The sequence below is a fragment of the Roseibium salinum genome, assembly GCF_026240905.1.
Taxonomy (GTDB): Bacteria; Pseudomonadota; Alphaproteobacteria; order Rhizobiales; family Stappiaceae; genus Roseibium; species Roseibium salinum.
Genome location: NZ_JAPEVI010000003.1, coordinates 902,339 through 921,014, shown reverse-complemented (window position 1 = coordinate 921,014; position 18,676 = coordinate 902,339). Strand labels below are relative to the sequence as shown.

Genomic DNA, 18,676 nt, shown 5'->3' with positions numbered 1-18,676 from the left:
GCAATACATGATATTACTGAGAGGGCATCTCTTGCTGCCGGGCAAGCCTTGGCCGGAAAAATCCATGGATCGCCTCGGACACCGCCAGAGCCATCCGTTCGCGCCACTCTGCCGAGACCAGAAGCTTCTCGTCGTGCTCGTTTGACAGATAGCCGAGTTCGAGGAGAACGGAAGGCACGTCATGCGCCTTCAAGACCCGAAAGCCGGCTGATCTGTGCGGATTGTTGATCAGCCGCACGGCGGTTTTCAATTCGCTCACCAGCGTTTTGGCGAAATAGACCGAAAAGGTCCGTGTCTCCCTGCGCGCCAAATCCAGCAGAATATCGGTGACTTCCTCCGGCTCATCATGAAGGTCTACTCCGGCGATCACATCGGACATGTTTTCCGATTCCGCAAGATTTTCGGCCAATTGGTCGGATGCTTTGTCCGAAAGCGTGTAAACGGTCGATCCGCGCGCCAGCTTGCGGCCCCAGCGCACCGAGTCGGCATGGATGGAAACGAAAAGGTCGGCAGCGAGCTCATGACCGATGTCGACCCGCCGTCCCAGCGGGATGAACCTGTCGTCATCGCGGGTCAGATGCACGGTGTAAAGCCCGCTTTCGTCCAGCTTGGCTTTCAACAGCTTGGCAAACTCCAGGACGATTGCCTTTTCCAGCGTCCCGTCGACACCGGTCGCTCCGTCGTCGATGCCGCCGTGACCGGGATCAAGAACGATAACCGGCTTGTTGCTGTCCACCGGCGTCCTCAGCTTGTCGGTCTTGGCTGCCTTCTTTTCGTCTGCAGATTTCCGGGCCCGCGAGCTTTCGACAAACGCGGCAAAACCCTCTGGCGTGGACTTTACCAAGTCGACCACCAGGCGCGCCGGCTGGTCATCCACGGCCGGCAGAAAGAATGTCTTGTCGACAGTCACCGGACCGGTCAGGTCCATGACGATGCGCGATTTCCCGCGGGCAAACAGGCCGAAGCGCCAGTCCGCGACCAGTCCGCGCCCGGTCTCGCCCGCGTCATCGGGAATTTCGAACGACACTTCCGGCAGGTCGATGATCAACCGATAGGGGGCGGCAAGACCGGAAATTGCAGGTTCGATCTGGGTATCCACGTCCAGAACGAATCGCGTGCGCTCGCCATCTCCCGCCACTCTGGCCCCGGTGATGACGGGTTTAGCGGTCTCGGCCGCGACAGTCACCGTCTGTCCGGCGAGCGCGATCGCACCAACTGCGAAGACCGCGCATGCCACGCCCAGAGCCCGGCCCAAGGCATCACAGATCCTGCCAACCTGCGGTTTAATCCCGTTTTTCAATTCAATTATTCCGGCCATCTCGCTCGCAAACCGTCCGCACTGAGCCCGTCCAAGCCTTCTCATACGCTATCTGCTCAAAGAGGAAAATGCTTTAGGCACTTCACATTGCTTGCAATGCGGAGCATCGGATCGTAAAAGTACCTTACGGATTTTGGTTCGAAACCGATACCTTCCCAGGTGACGAAAAAGGGTAGCTATCCACAACGTCATCGTAATCCAGGGCCTTCGGGCGGCGGAACAGAGGCCGTTCTGCCGGTTTTCCGGATGTCAGGATTACAGAGGACTGCATATCGGCCCTCGTCGAAACCGCCCGTCTCGCAGCATCATGCCTGAGTTTTATCGGCTGATTCCCGGCGAGGTCAACGGCGGAACTTTTCGAGCGGACCCATTCCGGAACCGGAAGCAGATGAAGCGGCGAAGCCAACCTGCATACCGGCCGAGGTACAACGACTTAACTCCAAGGGCCTGCGTTGCCCCGATAGGACCCGCGCGATGCACATGATGATCAACATACAGCAAGGTTCCGCTTTTGCGGCCGCTTGCGTTGATCATACGACCGCGCCGGGCGCAGACGCCCTTCCCCATCTTAGCAAAACAAATACGGCAGCCTTCCTCCTTTCGGGCGATGCGCGTTCTGGATACGCGCCAAGCGCTGCCGTGGAGACGTTCAATAATGGCAAACAAAATGCTGATCGACGCGGGCCACCCGGAAGAAACCCGGGTCGTCGTCGTGCGTGGCAATCGGGTTGAAGAATTCGACTTTGAGGCAGCAAACAGAAAGCAGCTGCGCGGGAATATCTATCTTGCAAAAGTAACGCGGGTCGAACCGTCACTCCAGGCGGCTTTCGTGGAATATGGCGGCAACCGCCACGGCTTCCTCGCCTTCAGCGAAATTCACCCTGACTATTACCAGATCCCGCTGGCGGACCGCGAGGCATTGCTCGCCGCCGAAGCGGCCGAGCGCCAGCGCGACGAGGGAGATGCGGAGGAAAAGCCGAAGCGCCGCCGCCGCTCGCGCGCGGCCAAGAACGAAGCCTCCGAAACGGTCTCCAGCGAAAAGGTCGGCAACGGCTCGGACGAGGACAACGCGTCGGCAGAAGACGACGACGAGGCGCTCGCCGCCCGGGCTCCGGACGACGCTGAAGGCGATGACGCCTCCGGTTCGACCGACAATTCCGCCGATGAAGACGACGAGGACGAGGCGCCGGTCCGGTCCCGCGGCCGCCGTGGACGGCGCAGGAAGGACGAGGACGACGACGAAGCGGACAACGACGACGACGCAGTTGAATCCGTCGGCGCCGAAGATGCGATGGAAGAGGTTCCCGAGCGTCGCGCTCCGATGCGCAAGCATTACAAGATCCAGGAAGTCATCAAGCGCCGCCAGATCATTCTGGTTCAGGTGGTCAAGGAAGAGCGCGGCAACAAGGGCGCTGCTCTGACGACTTACCTGTCGCTGGCCGGCCGCTATTCGGTCCTGATGCCGAACACGGCACGGGGCGGCGGCATTTCCCGCAAGATTACCCAGCCGACCGACCGCAAGCGCCTGAAAACGATCGCTTCGGAGCTCGATGTGCCGGAAGGCATGGGCGTCATTCTGAGAACCGCGGGCGCAAGCCGCACAAAGGCCGAGATCAAACGCGATTTCGAGTACCTGATGCGGCTCTGGGAAAATGTCCGCGAGCTGACGCTGAAATCCAGTGCCCCCAGCCTCGTCTACGAGGAAGGCAGCCTGATCAAGCGCTCGATACGCGACCTTTACAACAAGGACATCAACGAAGTCCTCGTCGCCGGCGAGGAAGGCTATCGCGAGGCCAAGGATTTCATGCGCATGCTCATGCCGAGCCATGCCAAGAACGTCCAGCCCTATCGCGATCCCTCGCCGCTGTTCATCCGTTACGGGGTCGAGCCGCAGCTTGATGCAATGTTCTCGCCGCAGGTCACGCTCAAGTCGGGTGGCTATATCGTCATCAACCAGACCGAAGCGCTGGTTTCCATCGACGTGAACTCCGGCAAGTCGACCCGCGAGCATAATATCGAAGATACGGCGCTGCAGACCAATCTGGAAGCAGCGGAAGAGGTTACCCGCCAATTGCGCCTGCGCGATCTGGCCGGCCTGATTGTCATTGACTTCATCGATATGGAGGAGTCGAAGAACAACAGGTCCGTCGAGCGCAAGCTGAAGGATTGTTTGAAGAACGACCGGGCACGCATCCAGGTCGGCAGGATTTCCCATTTCGGCCTTCTGGAGATGTCGCGTCAGCGCATTCGGACGGGTGTCCTGGAAAGCTCCACGACCCCCTGCCCGCACTGCCAGGGCACGGGCATGATCCGCTCCGTCGAATCGGTCGCGCTGCACGTGCTGCGTTCCATCGAGGACAATCTGCTCAAGGGCGCGTCTCACAACCTGATCATCCGCACGACGACACAGGTCGCGCTCTACATCCTGAACCAGAAGCGCTCCAACCTGGTCGATCTGGAACGCCGCTTTGCCATCGGCATCGAGGTGCATGCGGACGACACGGTCAATGGCCAGCTCTACGTTCTGGAGCGCGGCACGCCGGTGGACCGGGAGCGCTTCCCGGTTCCCTCGCCCTATGTGCAGCCTGATACCGTCGACCTCGCCGACGAAATTGACGACATCGAGGAGGTCGACGAGACCGAAGAACAGCCCGAAGTCGAAAAAGCCGCTCAACAGGATGACGACGATGGCGACCGCCGGCGCAAACGCCGCCGCAAGCGCCGCCGGGGCGGTTCGGATAGCCAGACTGACGACAGCGGTGAAACCCGCCAAGCAACTGCCGACGGCGAAAACAGCGACGATGACGGCGGCCGGACGGCAGAAACCCGTTCGGGCGACGAAGACGGCAGCGATGATGAACCACGCCGCAAGCGCCGCCGGGGCCGCCGGGGCGGGCGCCGGGGCCGGCGCGGTGATGGCGCAGAGGCGCAAGGCGACTCCGGTGAGAGCGATACCACCGGCGATGGCGAGGCGCAGGAAGCCCCCGAGACCAGAGAGCCCCAAACCGAACAGCCGTCCCTCCAGGCGGATGAAGCCGAGGCTCCGGCTCAGGAAGCAGCCAGCGGCGCCGAGGCTGAGGCAGGCGAGCAGGTGCAAGCTGCCGAGGTGAACACGAGTGAGGCCCCTGAACCTTCCGTCGAGGATGTGGCAGCGGCTCCGGAAGCCGTCACAAGCAGGGAAGACATCGTTGTCGAGACGCCGACTTCCGAACAGCCGGTGGCATCTGAAACGCCCGAGAAGACTAGTTCGGCACCCGCGGAACCGGTGGTGACCAGCGAATCTTCTGACGACGACGAGGACAAGGAAGACAAGCCCAAGCGCGTCGGTTGGTGGCAGCGCGGCCGGTCGTTCTTCTGACAGGATCGTAAGGCGACAGAATAAGAAAAGGCGGCCAACTCGGCCGCCTCAGACTGCTGACAAACCCCTGGCATTGTCCAGGGGTTTTTGATTCACTGTTTAGATGTTGAAGAAGCCCGGCCCCGATCAGACAGCGCTCGAGATGGTTACACTCGAGCAGCTTGTTCCCGCCGATCACCTTTTGCGCAAGATTGACGCGGTGATCGACTTTTCGTTCGTCCATGACCGTGTCTCGGCGCTCTACTGCGCAGACAACGGCCGTCCACCGCTGGATCCGACGTTGATGTTCAAGGCGTTGTTCATCGGTTACCTGTTCGGCATCCGCTCGGAGCGCCAGTTGGTGCGCGAGATCGAGGTGAATGTCGCCTACCGCTGGTTCTTGCGGCTGAAGCTGACGGACAAGGTGTTCGACGCCTCGACACTGAGCCAGAACCGGCGGCGTCGCTACAACGACGCGTCTGTCGCCCAGGATATCTTCGACCACATTGTCGAGCAGGCGATCGCTCATGGCCTTGTAGACGGCACGGTGCTTTATACGGATCTCGACACATCTGAAGGCGAATGCCAACAAAGGCAAATACGATCTGGCTCAAATCGAGAAGTCACGGGCCGATTATTGGGCGGACCTGGACCGGGCGGTTGAGGCGGAACGCAGGCTGCATGGCCAGAAGCCGCTAAAGGAGCAGGAGCGCTCTCCTGAGGTCAAGCAAACCAAGGTGAGCCGCACGGATCCGGACAGCGGCTACATGGTGCGTGAGGGCAAGCCAAAGGGCTTCTTCTATCTGGACCACCGCACGGTGGACGGTAAATTGGGGATCGTCACGGACACCTTCACCACACCGGCCAATGTCCATGACAGCATTGTTTATCTGAACCGGCTGGACCGTCAGGCACACCGCTTCAGCTTCCAGGTCAAGGCGGTTGGTCTTGATGCGGGCTATGCCACTTCAGCGATAGCCCGGGGACTGGAGGAGCGGGATATTCTGGGGGTGACCGGATACCGCCGCCCGTCTGCCCCAAAGCCCGGCATGATGCGCAAATCAAGCTTCGCTTACGAGGAGCAAACCGATGGCTACCGTTGTCCCGAAGGCCGGCTGCTGACCTATGCAACGACGGACAGGAACGGCTACAAACACTACCGCTCCGACCCTGCCATCTGCAAAAAGTGTCCGCTTCTGGCCTCCTGCACCTCCAATGCCAGGGCTGAGCGCACCATCACCCGCCATGTCTGGCAGGAGAGCAGGGAGCGAAGCGATACATATCGCCTGACACCCTGGGGCAAGGCTGTTTACAAGCGTCGAAAGGAAACCGTGGAGCGTTCGTTTGCCGATGCCAAACAGCTCCATGGCCACAGATACGCCAGGTTCCGAAGTCTGGTGCGCGTCCAGATGCAGTGCCTCCTCGCCGCCGCCGCCCAGAACATCAAGAAGATCGCGATGGCCCTCACCAAACCACCCAAACAAGTACGGGCCTGACAGGCAAAAAGCCCGACCACGCTAAATTCAAAACCCAGAAATAACGGCAAAACAAATCTCAAAAAACAAACCCGCCGAAATCGGCGGGTTTGTCAGCAGTCTGAGGCGGCCAACTCGGCCGCCTTTTTCATTGGCTTGTTCGCAAGCCCCTATTTGAGAAACCCCGAGAGCCGGTCGAGCGCCTCTTTCATGTCGGCTTGAGAGCCCGCAAAGGAAAAGCGGAGGAATTCATTGCCGTGCTCAGGGTCGAAATCAACGCCGGGCGTCGCCGCGACACCCGCCCCGTGCAGCATTTGACGGGCAAATTCCAGACTGTCAGCGCTGAAGCGGCTGATGTCGGCGTAGATGTAAAAGGCGCCGTCGACGGGCAAAAGCCTGTCCAGGCCGATCTTCGGCAGGCCGTCCAGAAGCAGCGTCCGGTTCGCCGCGTAGCCGGCCTTCACCGCCTCCAGTTCCTGCACCGCGCCGAGCGCGGCCGTTGCCGCGATCTGGGAGAGTTCGGGAGGTGAGATATAAAGGCTCTGCGCGATCTCGCTCGACCGGGCGGACAAGCTGCCCGGGCAGCACCATCCAGCCGATCCGCCAGCCGGTCATGCAGTAATACTTGGAGAAACTGTTGATGATGATCGCGTTCGCTGAGGTCTCGAGCGCGGTTTTCTGTTCCCCCGCATAGTCCAGGCCGTGGTAGATCTCGTCCGAAATGAACCAGATGCCGGCGTCTTCACAGTAGCGGATCAGATCCTCGAGGGCATCCGCGGTCATCATCGTCCCGGTGGGATTGGCGGGGCTGGCCACGAGAACCCCTTTGATCGGCCCCTGACGCTGCGCCTCTTCCAGATGACCGGGCGTCAGGCTCCAGCGGGTTTCAGCGCCAACCTCCACTTCCACCGGCACAAGTCCGAGAGCCTTCAGGATGTTGCGGTAGGCCGGATAGCCCGGAACCGTCAGGACGACCCGGTCGCCCGGATCGAACGCGGCCAGGAAGGCAAGGTTGAAACCCGCGGAAGACCCGGTGGTTGCAACAATCCGTTCAACCGGAACGTCAACGCCGTAGGTCCGCCTGTAGTGATCCGCAAGAGCCGAGCGCAGCGGCCTGATGCCAAGGGCTTCCGTATACCCCAGCCGGCCGTGTTCGAGGGCTTGCCTGGCGGCGGCGAGCGCCACCCGAGGCGCGGGAGCCGAAGGCTGGCCAACCTCCATGTGGACGATCCTGCGGCCTTCCGCCTCCAGTTTTGCCGCCTCGGACAGTACGTCCATGGCGATAAAGGGAGCCACGTCGCTGCGGCGGGACGGCAGAAAAGCATTCGATGTCATCGGAACCTGTTATTGCGGCAATGAAGGTGAGCGCGCGAAGTGTCTCGTATCGCGGATTTTCCGAAAGGATGCAACGTGGCACAAAGCGCGGGCCGTAACGCTGCCGGCGTCTCTCCCGGGAACCTTGCCGTTTTGTCATCTGGGTTTTCTTGACCGGCGGCTTCCGCCTCCATACCTTCGCCACACATTCATGCGCATCGACCTTGATCTTGTGGTTCCGCTTCGGAGGTTTGCAATTTGCCGCGTTTAGTGTCCGCCCCTGCTCTGCCTGACAGGCAGTCCGGCGCCCGCCTCGTGCGCAAGGCCGTTGCCCTGGCCTGTTCCGCCGCCATCGCGCTGCCGATGGCGATTACCCCGGCCCATGCGCAAAGCCGAAATCTGCCGGTGGTTCGCGACGCGGAGGCAGAATCGCTGCTGAAGGATTATGCCACGCCGATCTTCAAGGCGGCCGGGATCGCGCATTCCGAGCCGGAGATCATTCTGGTCAATGACAAGAGTTTCAACGCCTTCGTTCCCGATTCCCGGCGCATGTTCATCAATATCGGCGTCTTGCTGGAAGCCGAGACACCGGGAGAAGTCATCGGCGTGATCGCCCATGAAACAGGACATATCGCCGGCCGGCATCTGGTCAGGCTCCGTTCGGCTGCTGCCAACGCCCAGATTGTTGCCGTCATCGGGATGATTCTGGGAGCTGGCGCCGCGGCGGCTGGTGCGGCCACCGGCTCCGGCCAGGCCGCTTCCGGGGCGCAGCCGCCATCCTGGGGTCCGGATCTGTCGGCCAGAGATCGCTTCTTGCCTACCAGCGCGGTGAAGAAGCCGCGGCGGACAGGGCCGCCCTCAAGTACCTGGAAGCGACCGGTCAAAGCCCCCGCGGCATGCTCAAGACGTTCGAGCGCATGGCCGAGCAGCAGTTCTTCACCCGCCAGTATGCAGACCCGTACGCCCAGAGCCATCCGATGGCACAGGAGCGCTTCAACGGCCTTCTGAATGAAGCGCAACAGTCGAAATACTACGATCAACCGGATGACTACGTCCTGCAATACCGGCACGACCAGGTCCGCGCCAAGCTGCTCGCCTTCACCAGCCACCCGTCCGCCACATTGCGCGCCTTCCCGCGCAGCGACAAAAGCCCGGCCGCGGAATATGCCAGGGCCATCGCGGCCATGAATAGCCGGGGAAAATCCGCGGTGAAGGAAATTGACGCCCTGATCCGCACCCAGCCGAACAATCCCTACTACTACGAACTCAAGGGACAGGCGCTGCTGGAGGGCGGCGACCCGAAAGCCGCCATTGCCCCTTTCCGCAAGGCGCTGTCCTTCAAGCCGAACGAACCGCAATTCCTCGTCTGGCTGGGCTATGCGCTGGTTGGCGCCAACGAACCGTCCTACCTGCCGGAGGCCGAGCGGGTCCTGAAAGAGGCCATCCAGCGCGACCCGAACTCGGGCGTCGCCTATAGCCAACTGGCAATCGCCCACGGGCGTCAGGGCGAGCGGCCCGAGGCCGATCTGGCAACGGCAAAAGGCCTTATGGTCCGCGGAGATTTCGAGGCCGCCAGGCGCTACGCCGCCCGCGCTCAACAAAGTTTGAAGCGTGGAACGCCGGCATGGCTTCAAGCCGATGACATTGTAGCGTACAAACCACCTGATCTGCCCAATAGCCGTTAGGCTGTCGTGACACATATGGTCGCCCGGTCGAATGTCGATCACCGGTGGCCAAAGGAGCCCGAATGAACCACATTTCCCCGATTTTCCGGCCATTGTGCCCGCCGGCACTGCTACGCCTGCTCTCCGCTTGCGCGCTGGCCCTGTCCCTGTTCTCCGTTCCTGCCAGTGCACAGGATGTCGACCGCAGCGAGATCGAGAAGATTGTGCGCGAATACCTTCTCGAAAATCCCGAAGTCATCGCCGACGCCTTGAGCGAACTCGAGCGGCGCGAGAAGGCGGCCGAAGAGGCCGCCCGTCTGGAGGTCCTCTCCGACAGCTCCGGCATCCTCTTCGATTCGTCCCGCCAGGCCGTTCTGGGCAATCCGGAGGGCTCCGTCACCCTCGTTGAGTTCTTCGACTACAATTGCGGCTATTGCAAACGTGCCCATGCCGACATGGTCAGGCTCATCGAAGAGGACCCGGACCTCAGAGTCGTTCTGAAGGAGTTCCCGGTCCTGGGCCAGGGCTCCGTCGAGGCAGCCCAGGTCGCGGTTGCGGTCAACTCCATCGCCCCGGAAAAATACGGCGAATTCCATGAAGCGCTGCTGCTGAGCCGCGGACAGGCGAACCGGGACAGTGCCCTCAAGGCAGCGACCGGTATCGGCATCGACCAGGACGAACTTCTGGCTGCCATGACCACGGACGAAGCCGGCCAGACGATCGAAGAAGTCTATTCGCTTGCGAACCGGCTCGGACTGACGGGAACGCCATCCTACGTGGTCGGCGATGAAGTCGTCATGGGCGCGATCGGCTACGATCAGCTTCGAGAAAAACTCGACGTGGTGAAGAACTGCGGCGAGGCGTCGTGTTAGTGCCGGGTCCAATAAGGCTGTTGGAAACGGCAATTCCTCGATATCAATGAATAATCGGGGGTTTTCCTGTTCCGATTGAATCCCTATAAGGAGCGTGGCCTGTGTTTATCTTGAACATGGGTCACAGACACCTTTGTCCGCTTATTTTTCGGCGGAGCAAATAGCGCAGTGCGGGCCGGCTTCGGGCGGGGACAGTTTCCGCTGATCAAGCCGCGTCGGCCGGTCAGGCCCCATCTCGTCGATGGAAGGTCTGCCAGGTTGACCGAGGGGTTGCGCTTGTTGCGGACCGAGTACGAGAGCCAGATAATATGCGTAATGATAACAAGAAATTCGACACGGCCCTGATCCGGGATCTCGCAGTCCTGCTGGATGAGACAAATCTCTCCGAGATCGAATTGGAGCATGGCGATACGCGCATCCGCGTCGCCCGTCAGTTGTCGATCAATGCACCTGTCAACATGGCAGCTCCCCAACAGGCCGCGCCCGGTCCTGCAGAAGCACCGGCAGCCCCTCACGCCTCGGCCGCTCCGGCCGCCGACGCAGCCTCCCATCCGGGCACCGTGACCTCCCCGATGGTCGGCACGGCCTATCTCTCCCCGGAACCGGGAACCCCACCGTTCATCCAGGTTGGCGACAAGGTCAGCGAAGGCCAGACGATCCTCATCATCGAAGCCATGAAGACCATGAACCACATTCCCTCCACCAAGGCCGGTGTCGTCAAGCAGATCCTCGTGGACGACGCCCAGCCGGTGGAATTCGGCGAACCGCTCATCATCGTCGAATAAGGAGCCGTCACGGCCATGTTCTCAAAGATCCTCATCGCCAACCGTGGCGAAATCGCCCTGCGCATTCTGCGCGCCTGCAAAGAGCTCGGCATTTCGACGGTGGCGGTCCACTCCACCGCGGATGCGGATGCCATGCATGTGCGTCTGGCGGATGAAAGCGTCTGCATCGGGCCCCCTGCCGCCCGCGACAGCTATCTCAACATTCCACAGCTTCTGGCCGCCTGCGAAATCACCGGCGCCGATGCTGTCCACCCGGGCTACGGCTTCCTGTCGGAAAACGCCAAGTTCGCGGAGATCCTGGAAGCACATAACATCGAGTTCATCGGCCCGACCGCGGAGCATATCCGCATCATGGGCGACAAGATCCAGGCCAAGCTGACGGCCAAGGACCTTGGTATTCCGGTTGTGCCCGGCTCGGACGGAGCCGTCACGCCGCAGGACGACGCGCATGCGATCGCCCGCGAGATCGGCTATCCCGTTCTGGTGAAGGCAGCTGCCGGCGGCGGCGGCCGCGGGATGAAGGTCGCCAGGAGCGAGGCGGAACTCGACACCGCCCTTTCAACGGCGCGCAGCGAGGCAAAGGCCGCCTTCGGCGACGATGCGCTCTACATGGAAAAATATCTCGCGCAGCCGCGCCACATCGAAATCCAGGTGCTGGGCGACGGCAAGGGCGACGCGGTCCATCTTGGCGAACGCGACTGCTCGCTGCAGCGCCGCCACCAGAAGGTTCTGGAAGAAGCCCCGTCCCCGTCCCTCAACGCCGATCAGCGCAACGAAATCGGCGAGATCGTTGCCACCGCCATGCGCAAGCTGAAATACCGCGGCGTCGGCACTGTCGAGTTTCTCTACGAAAACGGCGAATTCTTCTTTATCGAGATGAATACCCGCCTGCAGGTGGAACATCCGGTCACCGAAATGATTACAGGTATTGACCTGGTCAACGAACAGATCCGGATCGCCGCCGGCGGCACGCTGGACATGAAGCAGGAAGACATCCGGTTTGAAGGGCACGCGATCGAGTGCCGTATCAATGCGGAAGATCCCGTCACCTTTGCACCGTCTCCGGGCACCATCACCTATTACCACCCGCCGGGAGGTCTTGGTGTGCGCGTCGATTCCGGTGTCTATCAAGGCTACAAGATCCCGCCCTACTATGACAGCCTGATCGGCAAGCTGATCGTTCACGGGCGGAACCGGGTGGAATGCATGATGCGCCTGCGCCGTTGCCTGGATGAATTTGTCGTTGACGAGATCAAGTCGACTATTCCGCTTTTCCGCGATTTGGTTGACAATCAGGACATCGCAAACGGTCAGTACGATATCCACTGGCTGGAAAAGTACCTGGCCAAGAAATCGGGCTGACCGGGCTGCAGTGAAGGGGCACACCCCTCCACAACCGGACAGTGAGGCCCCATGGCTGGATACAAAGACGACATCGTTATGGAAATCACGCCGCAAGTGCTGCTCAAAGCCTATGCCTGCGGCCTGTTCCCCATGGCCGAATCGGCAGACGACCCGGGCCTGTTCTGGCTGGAGCCGGAACGTCGCGGTGTCCTGCCGCTCGACCGGTTTCACATGCCCCGGCGCCTCAGGCGCACAATCCGCAACGATGTATTCGAAATTCGGGTCAGCACGGATTTCCAGGGCGTCATCGACGGCTGCGCCGAACCCATGCCCGGCCGGCAGAAAACCTGGATCAACCGGGAAATCCGCCGCCTCTACAGCGAATTGTTCGACATGGGCTATTGCCACACCGTGGAAGCCTGGCAGGAGGGTGAACTTGTCGGCGGGCTCTACGGCGTCAGCCTGAACGGTGCTTTCTTCGGAGAAAGCATGTTCACCTTCAGGACAGATGCGTCAAAGGTCTGCCTTGCGCATCTGGTCGCGCGGCTGATCGCCGGCGGCTACAGCCTGCTCGACACGCAATTCGTCACCGACCATCTGAGCAAATTCGGCGCGCAGGAAGTGTCCCAGGCCGACTACAACGAAAGGCTCGCGGAGGCACTGAAACTGGAAACGGACTTTTACGCCCTGTCGCCGCATGCCCGCGGCGAGGAAGTCCTGTCCATTCTGGACAGCTCAAACACACGCTGAGCCGGCCTCCTCAATACAAAAGCCCCGCCAGCGTGCGGGGCTTTTGTATTGGAGAACCGGCGGCGATTGCCTCAGCTTCCAGGCGTCCAGGCTTCGTAATCGCCGGAGACTTCCGGACGGTTTTCCGGTGTCAGGATCGAGCCGTGCGGACGGTAGGCTTCCGGCGTGCCGGTACGGTTGGCGACATGCGGCTTCTGCCAGTGCTTCGCATGATAGGTTTCCTCCGACGGCGCCGTATCGGTCCGATGGTGCATCCAGCCATGCCAGCCAGAAGGAATTGCAGAGGCTTCCGCGGGACCGTTATAGATCACCCAACGCTTCTTGCCGTCGCGTTCCTTGTAGTACTTGTTGCCGAATTCATCTTCTCCGACGAAATCGCCCTTGCGCCACGTAAAGAAGCGGGTGCCCATGGTCTGGCTGTTCCACCAGGTGAAGAGTTCAAGCAGCAGAGTCTTCATGGCCCTCAAAAGGTCCCTTGAGTTCAATGTCTTCGGGTCCGGCCGGCCAGAAACGGAGCCGCCGGATTTCGGCGGACTATGGCGGCAAGAGCGGCATATGTCCAGTGCCGCACCGCCGCAGGCAAACAGAATTTACAGGGAAACCGGTCGCCGCGCCTGCCGGCAAACTGCCTGGGGACGGAGGCCGCTCGGCGGCCGGCCGCGTCAGTGGAGTTTGACATCCTTGACGGTCGCATATCCCGCGTTGCGGATGTGCCTGGCGGCCGCCGAACGCGGTTGCGCCTTCACCTCTTCCTTCTTCACGCCGGCGAAGACCGGGCCGGACTCGGCCTTTTTTTCGAATGCGGCTTCGACGGCGTCTTCCACTTCGGCGCGCTTTTGGGTCGCGACCCTGTGATAGAGGCGTGCGCCTGCCAGGGACTGCATCTTGCCCGCCTGCTCGTCCATGGTCTTGTGGATGCCGTAGATATTGTAGAAACCGGAATGCTCCAGCGTCATCGGCCGGTCGTCGGTCAGAAGCCATCTCAAGCGCTTGTAGAGCGTTGACGGAGATACCGGCTTCACCAGAACATGGTGCGCGCCGGCCCGCAGCGCCTTGTCCACCAGCGGCCTGGTGCCATGCGCCGTGACGAAGAGAATCGGCACGAAGCACAGCGGCTCCATATGACGGTGCCGCACAAGACGCAGGAACTGGTAACCGGAAGTGGGCTCCATCCGCCAGTCGGTCAGGATGACGTTCGGCGGTTCGGCGAGACTCGCTTCGAGCGCGTCGTCGACCGAATCGAAAACCCGCACCCGTGCAACTTTGAAGCTGAGGAGAATCGAACGCAGAATCGTTTGCATCGGCTTGCTGTCTTCCACGACAACTGCGTCGATGTCCTCCATCGAAAGCCCGAAGGCTGCGTGATGTTTCATAAAATACGGGCCCCTTCCCTGTCACGCCCGCACTAAACCAGAGGTCGATTAAACCCGGTTGAAGGCGTCCCCCGCCATTTTCTTTAAATTTTCATAAAACGCCGGCCATTATCATCCACAGGCGCGCGCACCATGGCGGGCAGCACTCCTTGGCCGATAAAGCAAGCGCAAATTTCCCCGGGTTTGCGCCCTCTCCGCCCACTCCCCATAATCCACACCGAAACACAATATTTTGCGATCGCCCACAACATGAGCACTAGCTGTTGTCACTCGCGCCTTGACCTTAAGAATTCATTTACACTAGTTTCTTAATCATTGAGATGCGCGTAAGCGGGGCCCCTCCCAGGCGCTCCGGTCATCCAAAAAGTTCAGTATTCGAGTCACACTTCCCGGTTTTGAACCTAGGCCGGGAAACGGGATTTGCTGTGCCGATTTTCACCGCGCGCATCGTGACAAACCTGTTGAGAAGCACTATATATGGTGGATCAACACACAAGATACGCTACATACAGGATAGAGCCTGTAAGCAACAGGGCGGCATTCGGCGAACGGGCTGGTGGAGACACCGGGCCGAATGAGATGCGGACGAGGAACCGGTTAGACGAGAGCCGGGCCTGAAGACAAAGGGACTGAAGAGAATGCGGATCGAGCGGCGCTACACGAAGGAAGGCCAATCGCCTTACGCCAGTGTTGAATTTCGGACGACCACCAGCGAAATCCGGAATCCGGATGGCTCCATTGTCTTCCGGCTGGAGAACGTTCAGGTCCCCGCCCAGTTCTCCCAGGTTGCCTCCGATATCCTGGCGCAGAAATATTTCCGCAAGGCCGGCGTGCCGGCAAAGCTGAAGCCGGTTGAGGAAAACACCGTTCCCTCCTGGCTGTGGCGCCACGAGGCCGACGAGGCTGCCCTTCAGGACCTGCCCGAGGACGAGCGCTACGGGTCTGAAATCGACGGACGCCAGGTCTTCGACCGTCTGGCCGGCACCTGGACCTACTGGGGCTGGAAAGGCGGCTATTTCGATCAGGAAGCCGACGCCCGCGCATTCTATGACGAACTGCGCTACATGCTGGCGACCCAGAAGGTGGCGCCCAACTCCCCGCAATGGTTCAACACCGGCCTCCACTGGGCCTACGGCATCGACGGCCCGGGCCAGGGCCACTTCTACGTCGACTTCCAGACCGGCAAACTGACCAAATCCACGAGTGCCTACGAGCATCCGCAGCCCCACGCCTGCTTCATCCAGTCCGTCGGCGACGACCTTGTGAACGAAGGCGGCATCATGGACCTGTGGGTCCGCGAGGCGCGTCTGTTCAAATACGGCTCGGGCACCGGCTCCAACTTCTCCCATGTCCGCGCGGAAGGCGAACGGCTCTCCGGCGGCGGCAAGTCCTCCGGCCTGATGAGCTTCCTGAAGATCGGCGACCGGGCGGCCGGCGCGATCAAGTCAGGCGGCACGACCCGCCGCGCGGCCAAGATGGTCGTGGTCGATGTCGATCACCCGGATATCGAGGAATACATCAACTGGAAGGTCAAGGAAGAGCAGAAGGTGGCCGCGCTCGTCACCGGCTCCAAGATCTGCCAGAAGCACCTCAGCGCCATCATGCGCGCCTGCGTCAACTGCGAGGCGGACAATGGCGATTGCTTCGACCCGGCCAAGAACCCGGCACTGAAGCGGGAAATCCGCGCCGCGAAAAAGATGATGCTGCCGGAAAACTATATCCAGCGCGTCATCCAGTTCGCCAGGCAGGGCTTCACCAAGATCGAGTTCCCGACTTTCAACCTCGATTGGGATCCGGAAGCCTACCTCACCGTTGCCGGGCAGAACTCCAACAACTCCGTACGCGTCACCGACGGCTTCCTGAACGCCGTCGTCGAGGACAGCACCTGGGACCTGACCGCGCGGCGCTCCGGCCAGACGCTGAAAACCGTCAAGGCGAAGGAACTGTGGGAGCAGATCGGCTATGCCGCCTGGGCATCCGCCGATCCGGGCCTGCAGTACCACACCACCATCAATGACTGGCACACCTGCCTTGCCGACGGCGAGATCCGCGCATCGAACCCGTGCTCGGAATACATGTTCCTGGACGACACGGCCTGCAATCTTGCATCGCTGAATCTGATGCAGTTCCGCAGGGAAGACCGCTCCTTCGACATCGACAACTACGAACATGCCGTCCGCCTGTGGACCGTCGTTCTGGAAATCTCGGTGTTGATGGCGCAGTTCCCGTCCAAGGAAATCGCCGAACTGTCCTACAAATTCCGCACGCTCGGCCTCGGCTATGCCAATATCGGCGGCCTGCTGATGACCTCCGGCATTCCCTATGATTCCGACGAAGGCCGTGCGCTCTGCGGAGCGCTGACCGCCGTGATGACCGGTGTTGCCTACGCAACATCCGCGGAGATGGCCGGCGAACTCGGCGCCTTCCCCGGATACAAGAAGAACGCACAGCACATGCTGCGTGTCATCCGCAACCACCGCCGCGCCGCCTATGGCGAGGCTGAGGGCTACGAAAGCCTGAACACTCCCCCGGTGGCGCTGGACCATGCGTCCTGTCCGGATCAGGTGCTTGTGGAACGGGCAAGAAAAGCCTGGGACCGCGCGCTCGAACTGGGCGAGAAGAACGGCTTCCGCAACGCACAGTCGACCGTCATCGCACCGACGGGCACCATCGGCCTGGTCATGGACTGCGACACCACCGGTATCGAGCCGGACTTCGCCCTGGTGAAGTTCAAGAAGCTGGCCGGCGGCGGCTACTTCAAGATCATCAACCGCGCCGTGCCCGAAGCCCTGCGTATGCTCGGCTATTCGGAAAGCGAGATCGGCGAGATAGAAGCCTATGCCGTCGGCCATGGCACCCTCGATCAGGCCCCGGGAGTCAACCCGGCGGCACTGAAGGCCAAGGGCCTTACCGATGAGAGCCTGGCGAAGCTGAAGGACGGCATGAAGTCCGCCTTCGACATCAAGTTCGTCTTCAACCGCTGGACGCTCGGCGACGAGCAGCTGAAGGCACTCGGCGTCACCGACGAGCAGATGCAGGATCCGGAATTCGATCTGCTGACCTTCCTCGGCTACTCCAAATCCGAGATCGAAGCCGCCAACACCCATGTGTGCGGCGCAATGACCCTGGAAGGCGCCCCCTTCCTGAAGAAGGAGCATTATCCGGTCTTCGACTGCGCAAACCCGTGCGGACGCATCGGCAAGCGTTTCCTGTCGGTGGAAAGCCACATCCGCATGATGGCCGCCGCCCAGCCGTTCATCTCCGGCGCGATCTCCAAGACGATCAACATGCCGAACGATGCGACGGTCGAGGACTGCAAGGAAGCCTACATGCTCTCCTGGAAGCTCGCGCTCAAGGCCAATGCGCTTTACCGCGACGGCTCCAAACTGTCCCAGCCGCTCAACTCGCAGCTTCTGGCCGATGACGACGACGAGGCGGAGGATCTGCTCGAGGAACTCGCCGCCAGACCGCATGCCGCACGCGCCGAAGTGGTGGCGGAACGCATCGTCGAACGTATCGTCGAGCGGGTCGTGCGTGAACAGGAGAAGCTTCCGGCCCGCCGCAAGGGCTATACCCAGAAGGCCAAGATCGGCGGCCACACCATCTTCCTGCGGACCGGCGAATATGATGACGGCCGCCTGGGCGAAATCTTCCTGGACATGAACAAGGAAGGCTCCGCACTCAGGGCGTTCATCAACAATTTCGCGATCTCGGTCTCGCTCGGCCTGCAATACGGTGTGCCGCTCGAAGAATATGTCGACGCCTTCACCTTCACCAAGTTCGAGCCGGCCGGCATGGTCCAGGGCAACGATGCGATCAAGAACGCCACGTCGATCCTCGACTACGTGTTCCGCGAACTGGCGGTTTCCTATCTCGGCCGCCACGACCTCGCCCACGTTCCGCTCGAAGCCTTCACTGGTCCGGTGAGTGCCGGCGCGGTCAAGAACATGGAAAAGGGCGACTCCGGCGTTGTGTCCCACGGCCTCGTCCGCGGCCAGACCGAGCGTTTCCGCCTGGTCTCCAGGTCCTCCGACCCGGCCGGCGAGGCAACCGACGCCATCTCGGTCAAGACCTCCAACGCCCCCTCGGGTCAGGTCTCCGCGGTTGCAAAGGCCTTCGCCCGCGGTTCCGAAGCCGCCGCAGCCGTGGAGTTCTCCACCGCCCCTGCCCCGCAGGCCTCCTCGGCTGCCCAGCAGATCGCCCAGGCCCGCATGAAAGGCTACGAAGGCGAAAGCTGCTCGGAATGCGGCAACTTCACCATGGTCCGCAACGGCACCTGCCTGAAATGCGACACCTGCGGCGCAACGAACGGCTGCAGCTGAGGAAGAGACTGATTGTTGTCCCGAGTCGCATAGGATTGACGATTTGGGCCAATAAGCGGCTCAAACGGCCCTGAAATGAGAAACCCGCCCATCGGAGACGATCGGGCGGGTTCTTTTTGTCC

Annotated in this window: 11 protein-coding genes and 2 pseudogenes; 9 read left to right on the top strand and 4 right to left on the bottom strand. The window is 61.2% G+C overall.

All coding sequences use genetic code 11. The features are described 5' to 3' along the window. Positions 1-13: 13 nt before the first annotated feature. Positions 14-1,255: an N-acetylmuramoyl-L-alanine amidase gene (locus ON753_RS08850; protein WP_265962174.1), complete on the bottom strand. Its 1,242-nt coding sequence runs from the start codon at positions 1,253-1,255 to the stop codon at positions 14-16. A gap of 718 nt (positions 1,256-1,973) precedes the next feature. Here ON753_RS08850 and ON753_RS08845 point away from each other — a divergent pair. Further along, complete coding sequence (locus tag ON753_RS08845) at positions 1,974-4,676, top strand: Rne/Rng family ribonuclease (RefSeq protein WP_264417580.1); 2,703 nt, start codon at positions 1,974-1,976, stop codon at positions 4,674-4,676. 103 nt (positions 4,677-4,779) lie between these two features. Then, positions 4,780-6,151, top strand: a protein-coding gene (locus tag ON753_RS08840; protein WP_264417572.1) for an IS1182 family transposase whose coding sequence is annotated in 2 segments (ribosomal slippage) — positions 4,780-5,217 and positions 5,219-6,151 — 1,371 coding nt in all. Because the reading frame shifts where the segments join, the coding sequence is not laid out codon by codon here. Between the two features lie 149 nt (positions 6,152-6,300). Here the strand turns inward: ON753_RS08840 and ON753_RS08835 are convergent. Next, a pseudogene (locus ON753_RS08835) lies at positions 6,301-7,465 on the bottom strand (pyridoxal phosphate-dependent aminotransferase). A 342-nt stretch (positions 7,466-7,807) separates the two neighbouring features. Here ON753_RS08835 and ON753_RS08830 point away from each other — a divergent pair. From ON753_RS08830 to aat, 6 genes and pseudogenes are all read left to right on the top strand, one after another. Further along, positions 7,808-8,122 (top strand): annotated as a pseudogene (locus ON753_RS08830) (M48 family metalloprotease); the annotation flags it as partial. Between the two features lie 98 nt (positions 8,123-8,220). Continuing rightward, positions 8,221-9,129 (top strand): M48 family metalloprotease, encoded by a 909-nt coding sequence (locus ON753_RS08825; protein WP_323054800.1) that lies wholly within the window; start codon positions 8,221-8,223, stop codon positions 9,127-9,129. Between the two features lie 62 nt (positions 9,130-9,191). Continuing rightward, a complete protein-coding gene (locus ON753_RS08820; RefSeq protein ID WP_265962173.1) occupies positions 9,192-9,980 on the top strand; it encodes a DsbA family protein in 789 nt (262 codons plus the stop codon). A 308-nt stretch (positions 9,981-10,288) separates the two neighbouring features. Then, positions 10,289-10,765, top strand: a complete 477-nt coding sequence (accB, locus tag ON753_RS08815) for an acetyl-CoA carboxylase biotin carboxyl carrier protein (protein WP_264417504.1) — start codon at positions 10,289-10,291, stop codon at positions 10,763-10,765. A 15-nt stretch (positions 10,766-10,780) separates the two neighbouring features. Continuing rightward, on the top strand, positions 10,781-12,127 hold the full coding sequence (gene accC / locus ON753_RS08810) for an acetyl-CoA carboxylase biotin carboxylase subunit (protein WP_265962172.1): 1,347 nt from the start codon (positions 10,781-10,783) through the stop codon (positions 12,125-12,127). Positions 12,128-12,178: 51 nt separating this feature from the next. After that, positions 12,179-12,859 carry a leucyl/phenylalanyl-tRNA--protein transferase gene (aat, locus tag ON753_RS08805; protein WP_265962171.1) on the top strand — a complete coding sequence of 227 codons (681 nt, stop codon included), beginning with the start codon at positions 12,179-12,181 and terminating at the stop codon, positions 12,857-12,859. Positions 12,860-12,930: 71 nt separating this feature from the next. Here the strand turns inward: aat and ON753_RS08800 are convergent, their stop codons facing one another. After that, complete coding sequence (locus ON753_RS08800; protein WP_264417509.1) at positions 12,931-13,317, bottom strand: NADH:ubiquinone oxidoreductase subunit NDUFA12; 387 nt, start codon at positions 13,315-13,317, stop codon at positions 12,931-12,933. Between the two features lie 204 nt (positions 13,318-13,521). Next, positions 13,522-14,232: a response regulator gene (locus ON753_RS08795; protein WP_265962170.1), complete on the bottom strand. Its 711-nt coding sequence runs from the start codon at positions 14,230-14,232 to the stop codon at positions 13,522-13,524. A 638-nt stretch (positions 14,233-14,870) separates the two neighbouring features. On the opposite strand from ON753_RS08795, the gene ON753_RS08790 reads away from it, so the two are divergent. Further along, positions 14,871-18,554 (top strand): vitamin B12-dependent ribonucleotide reductase, encoded by a 3,684-nt coding sequence (locus ON753_RS08790; RefSeq protein WP_265962169.1) that lies wholly within the window; start codon positions 14,871-14,873, stop codon positions 18,552-18,554. Positions 18,555-18,676: the final 122 nt, after the last annotated feature.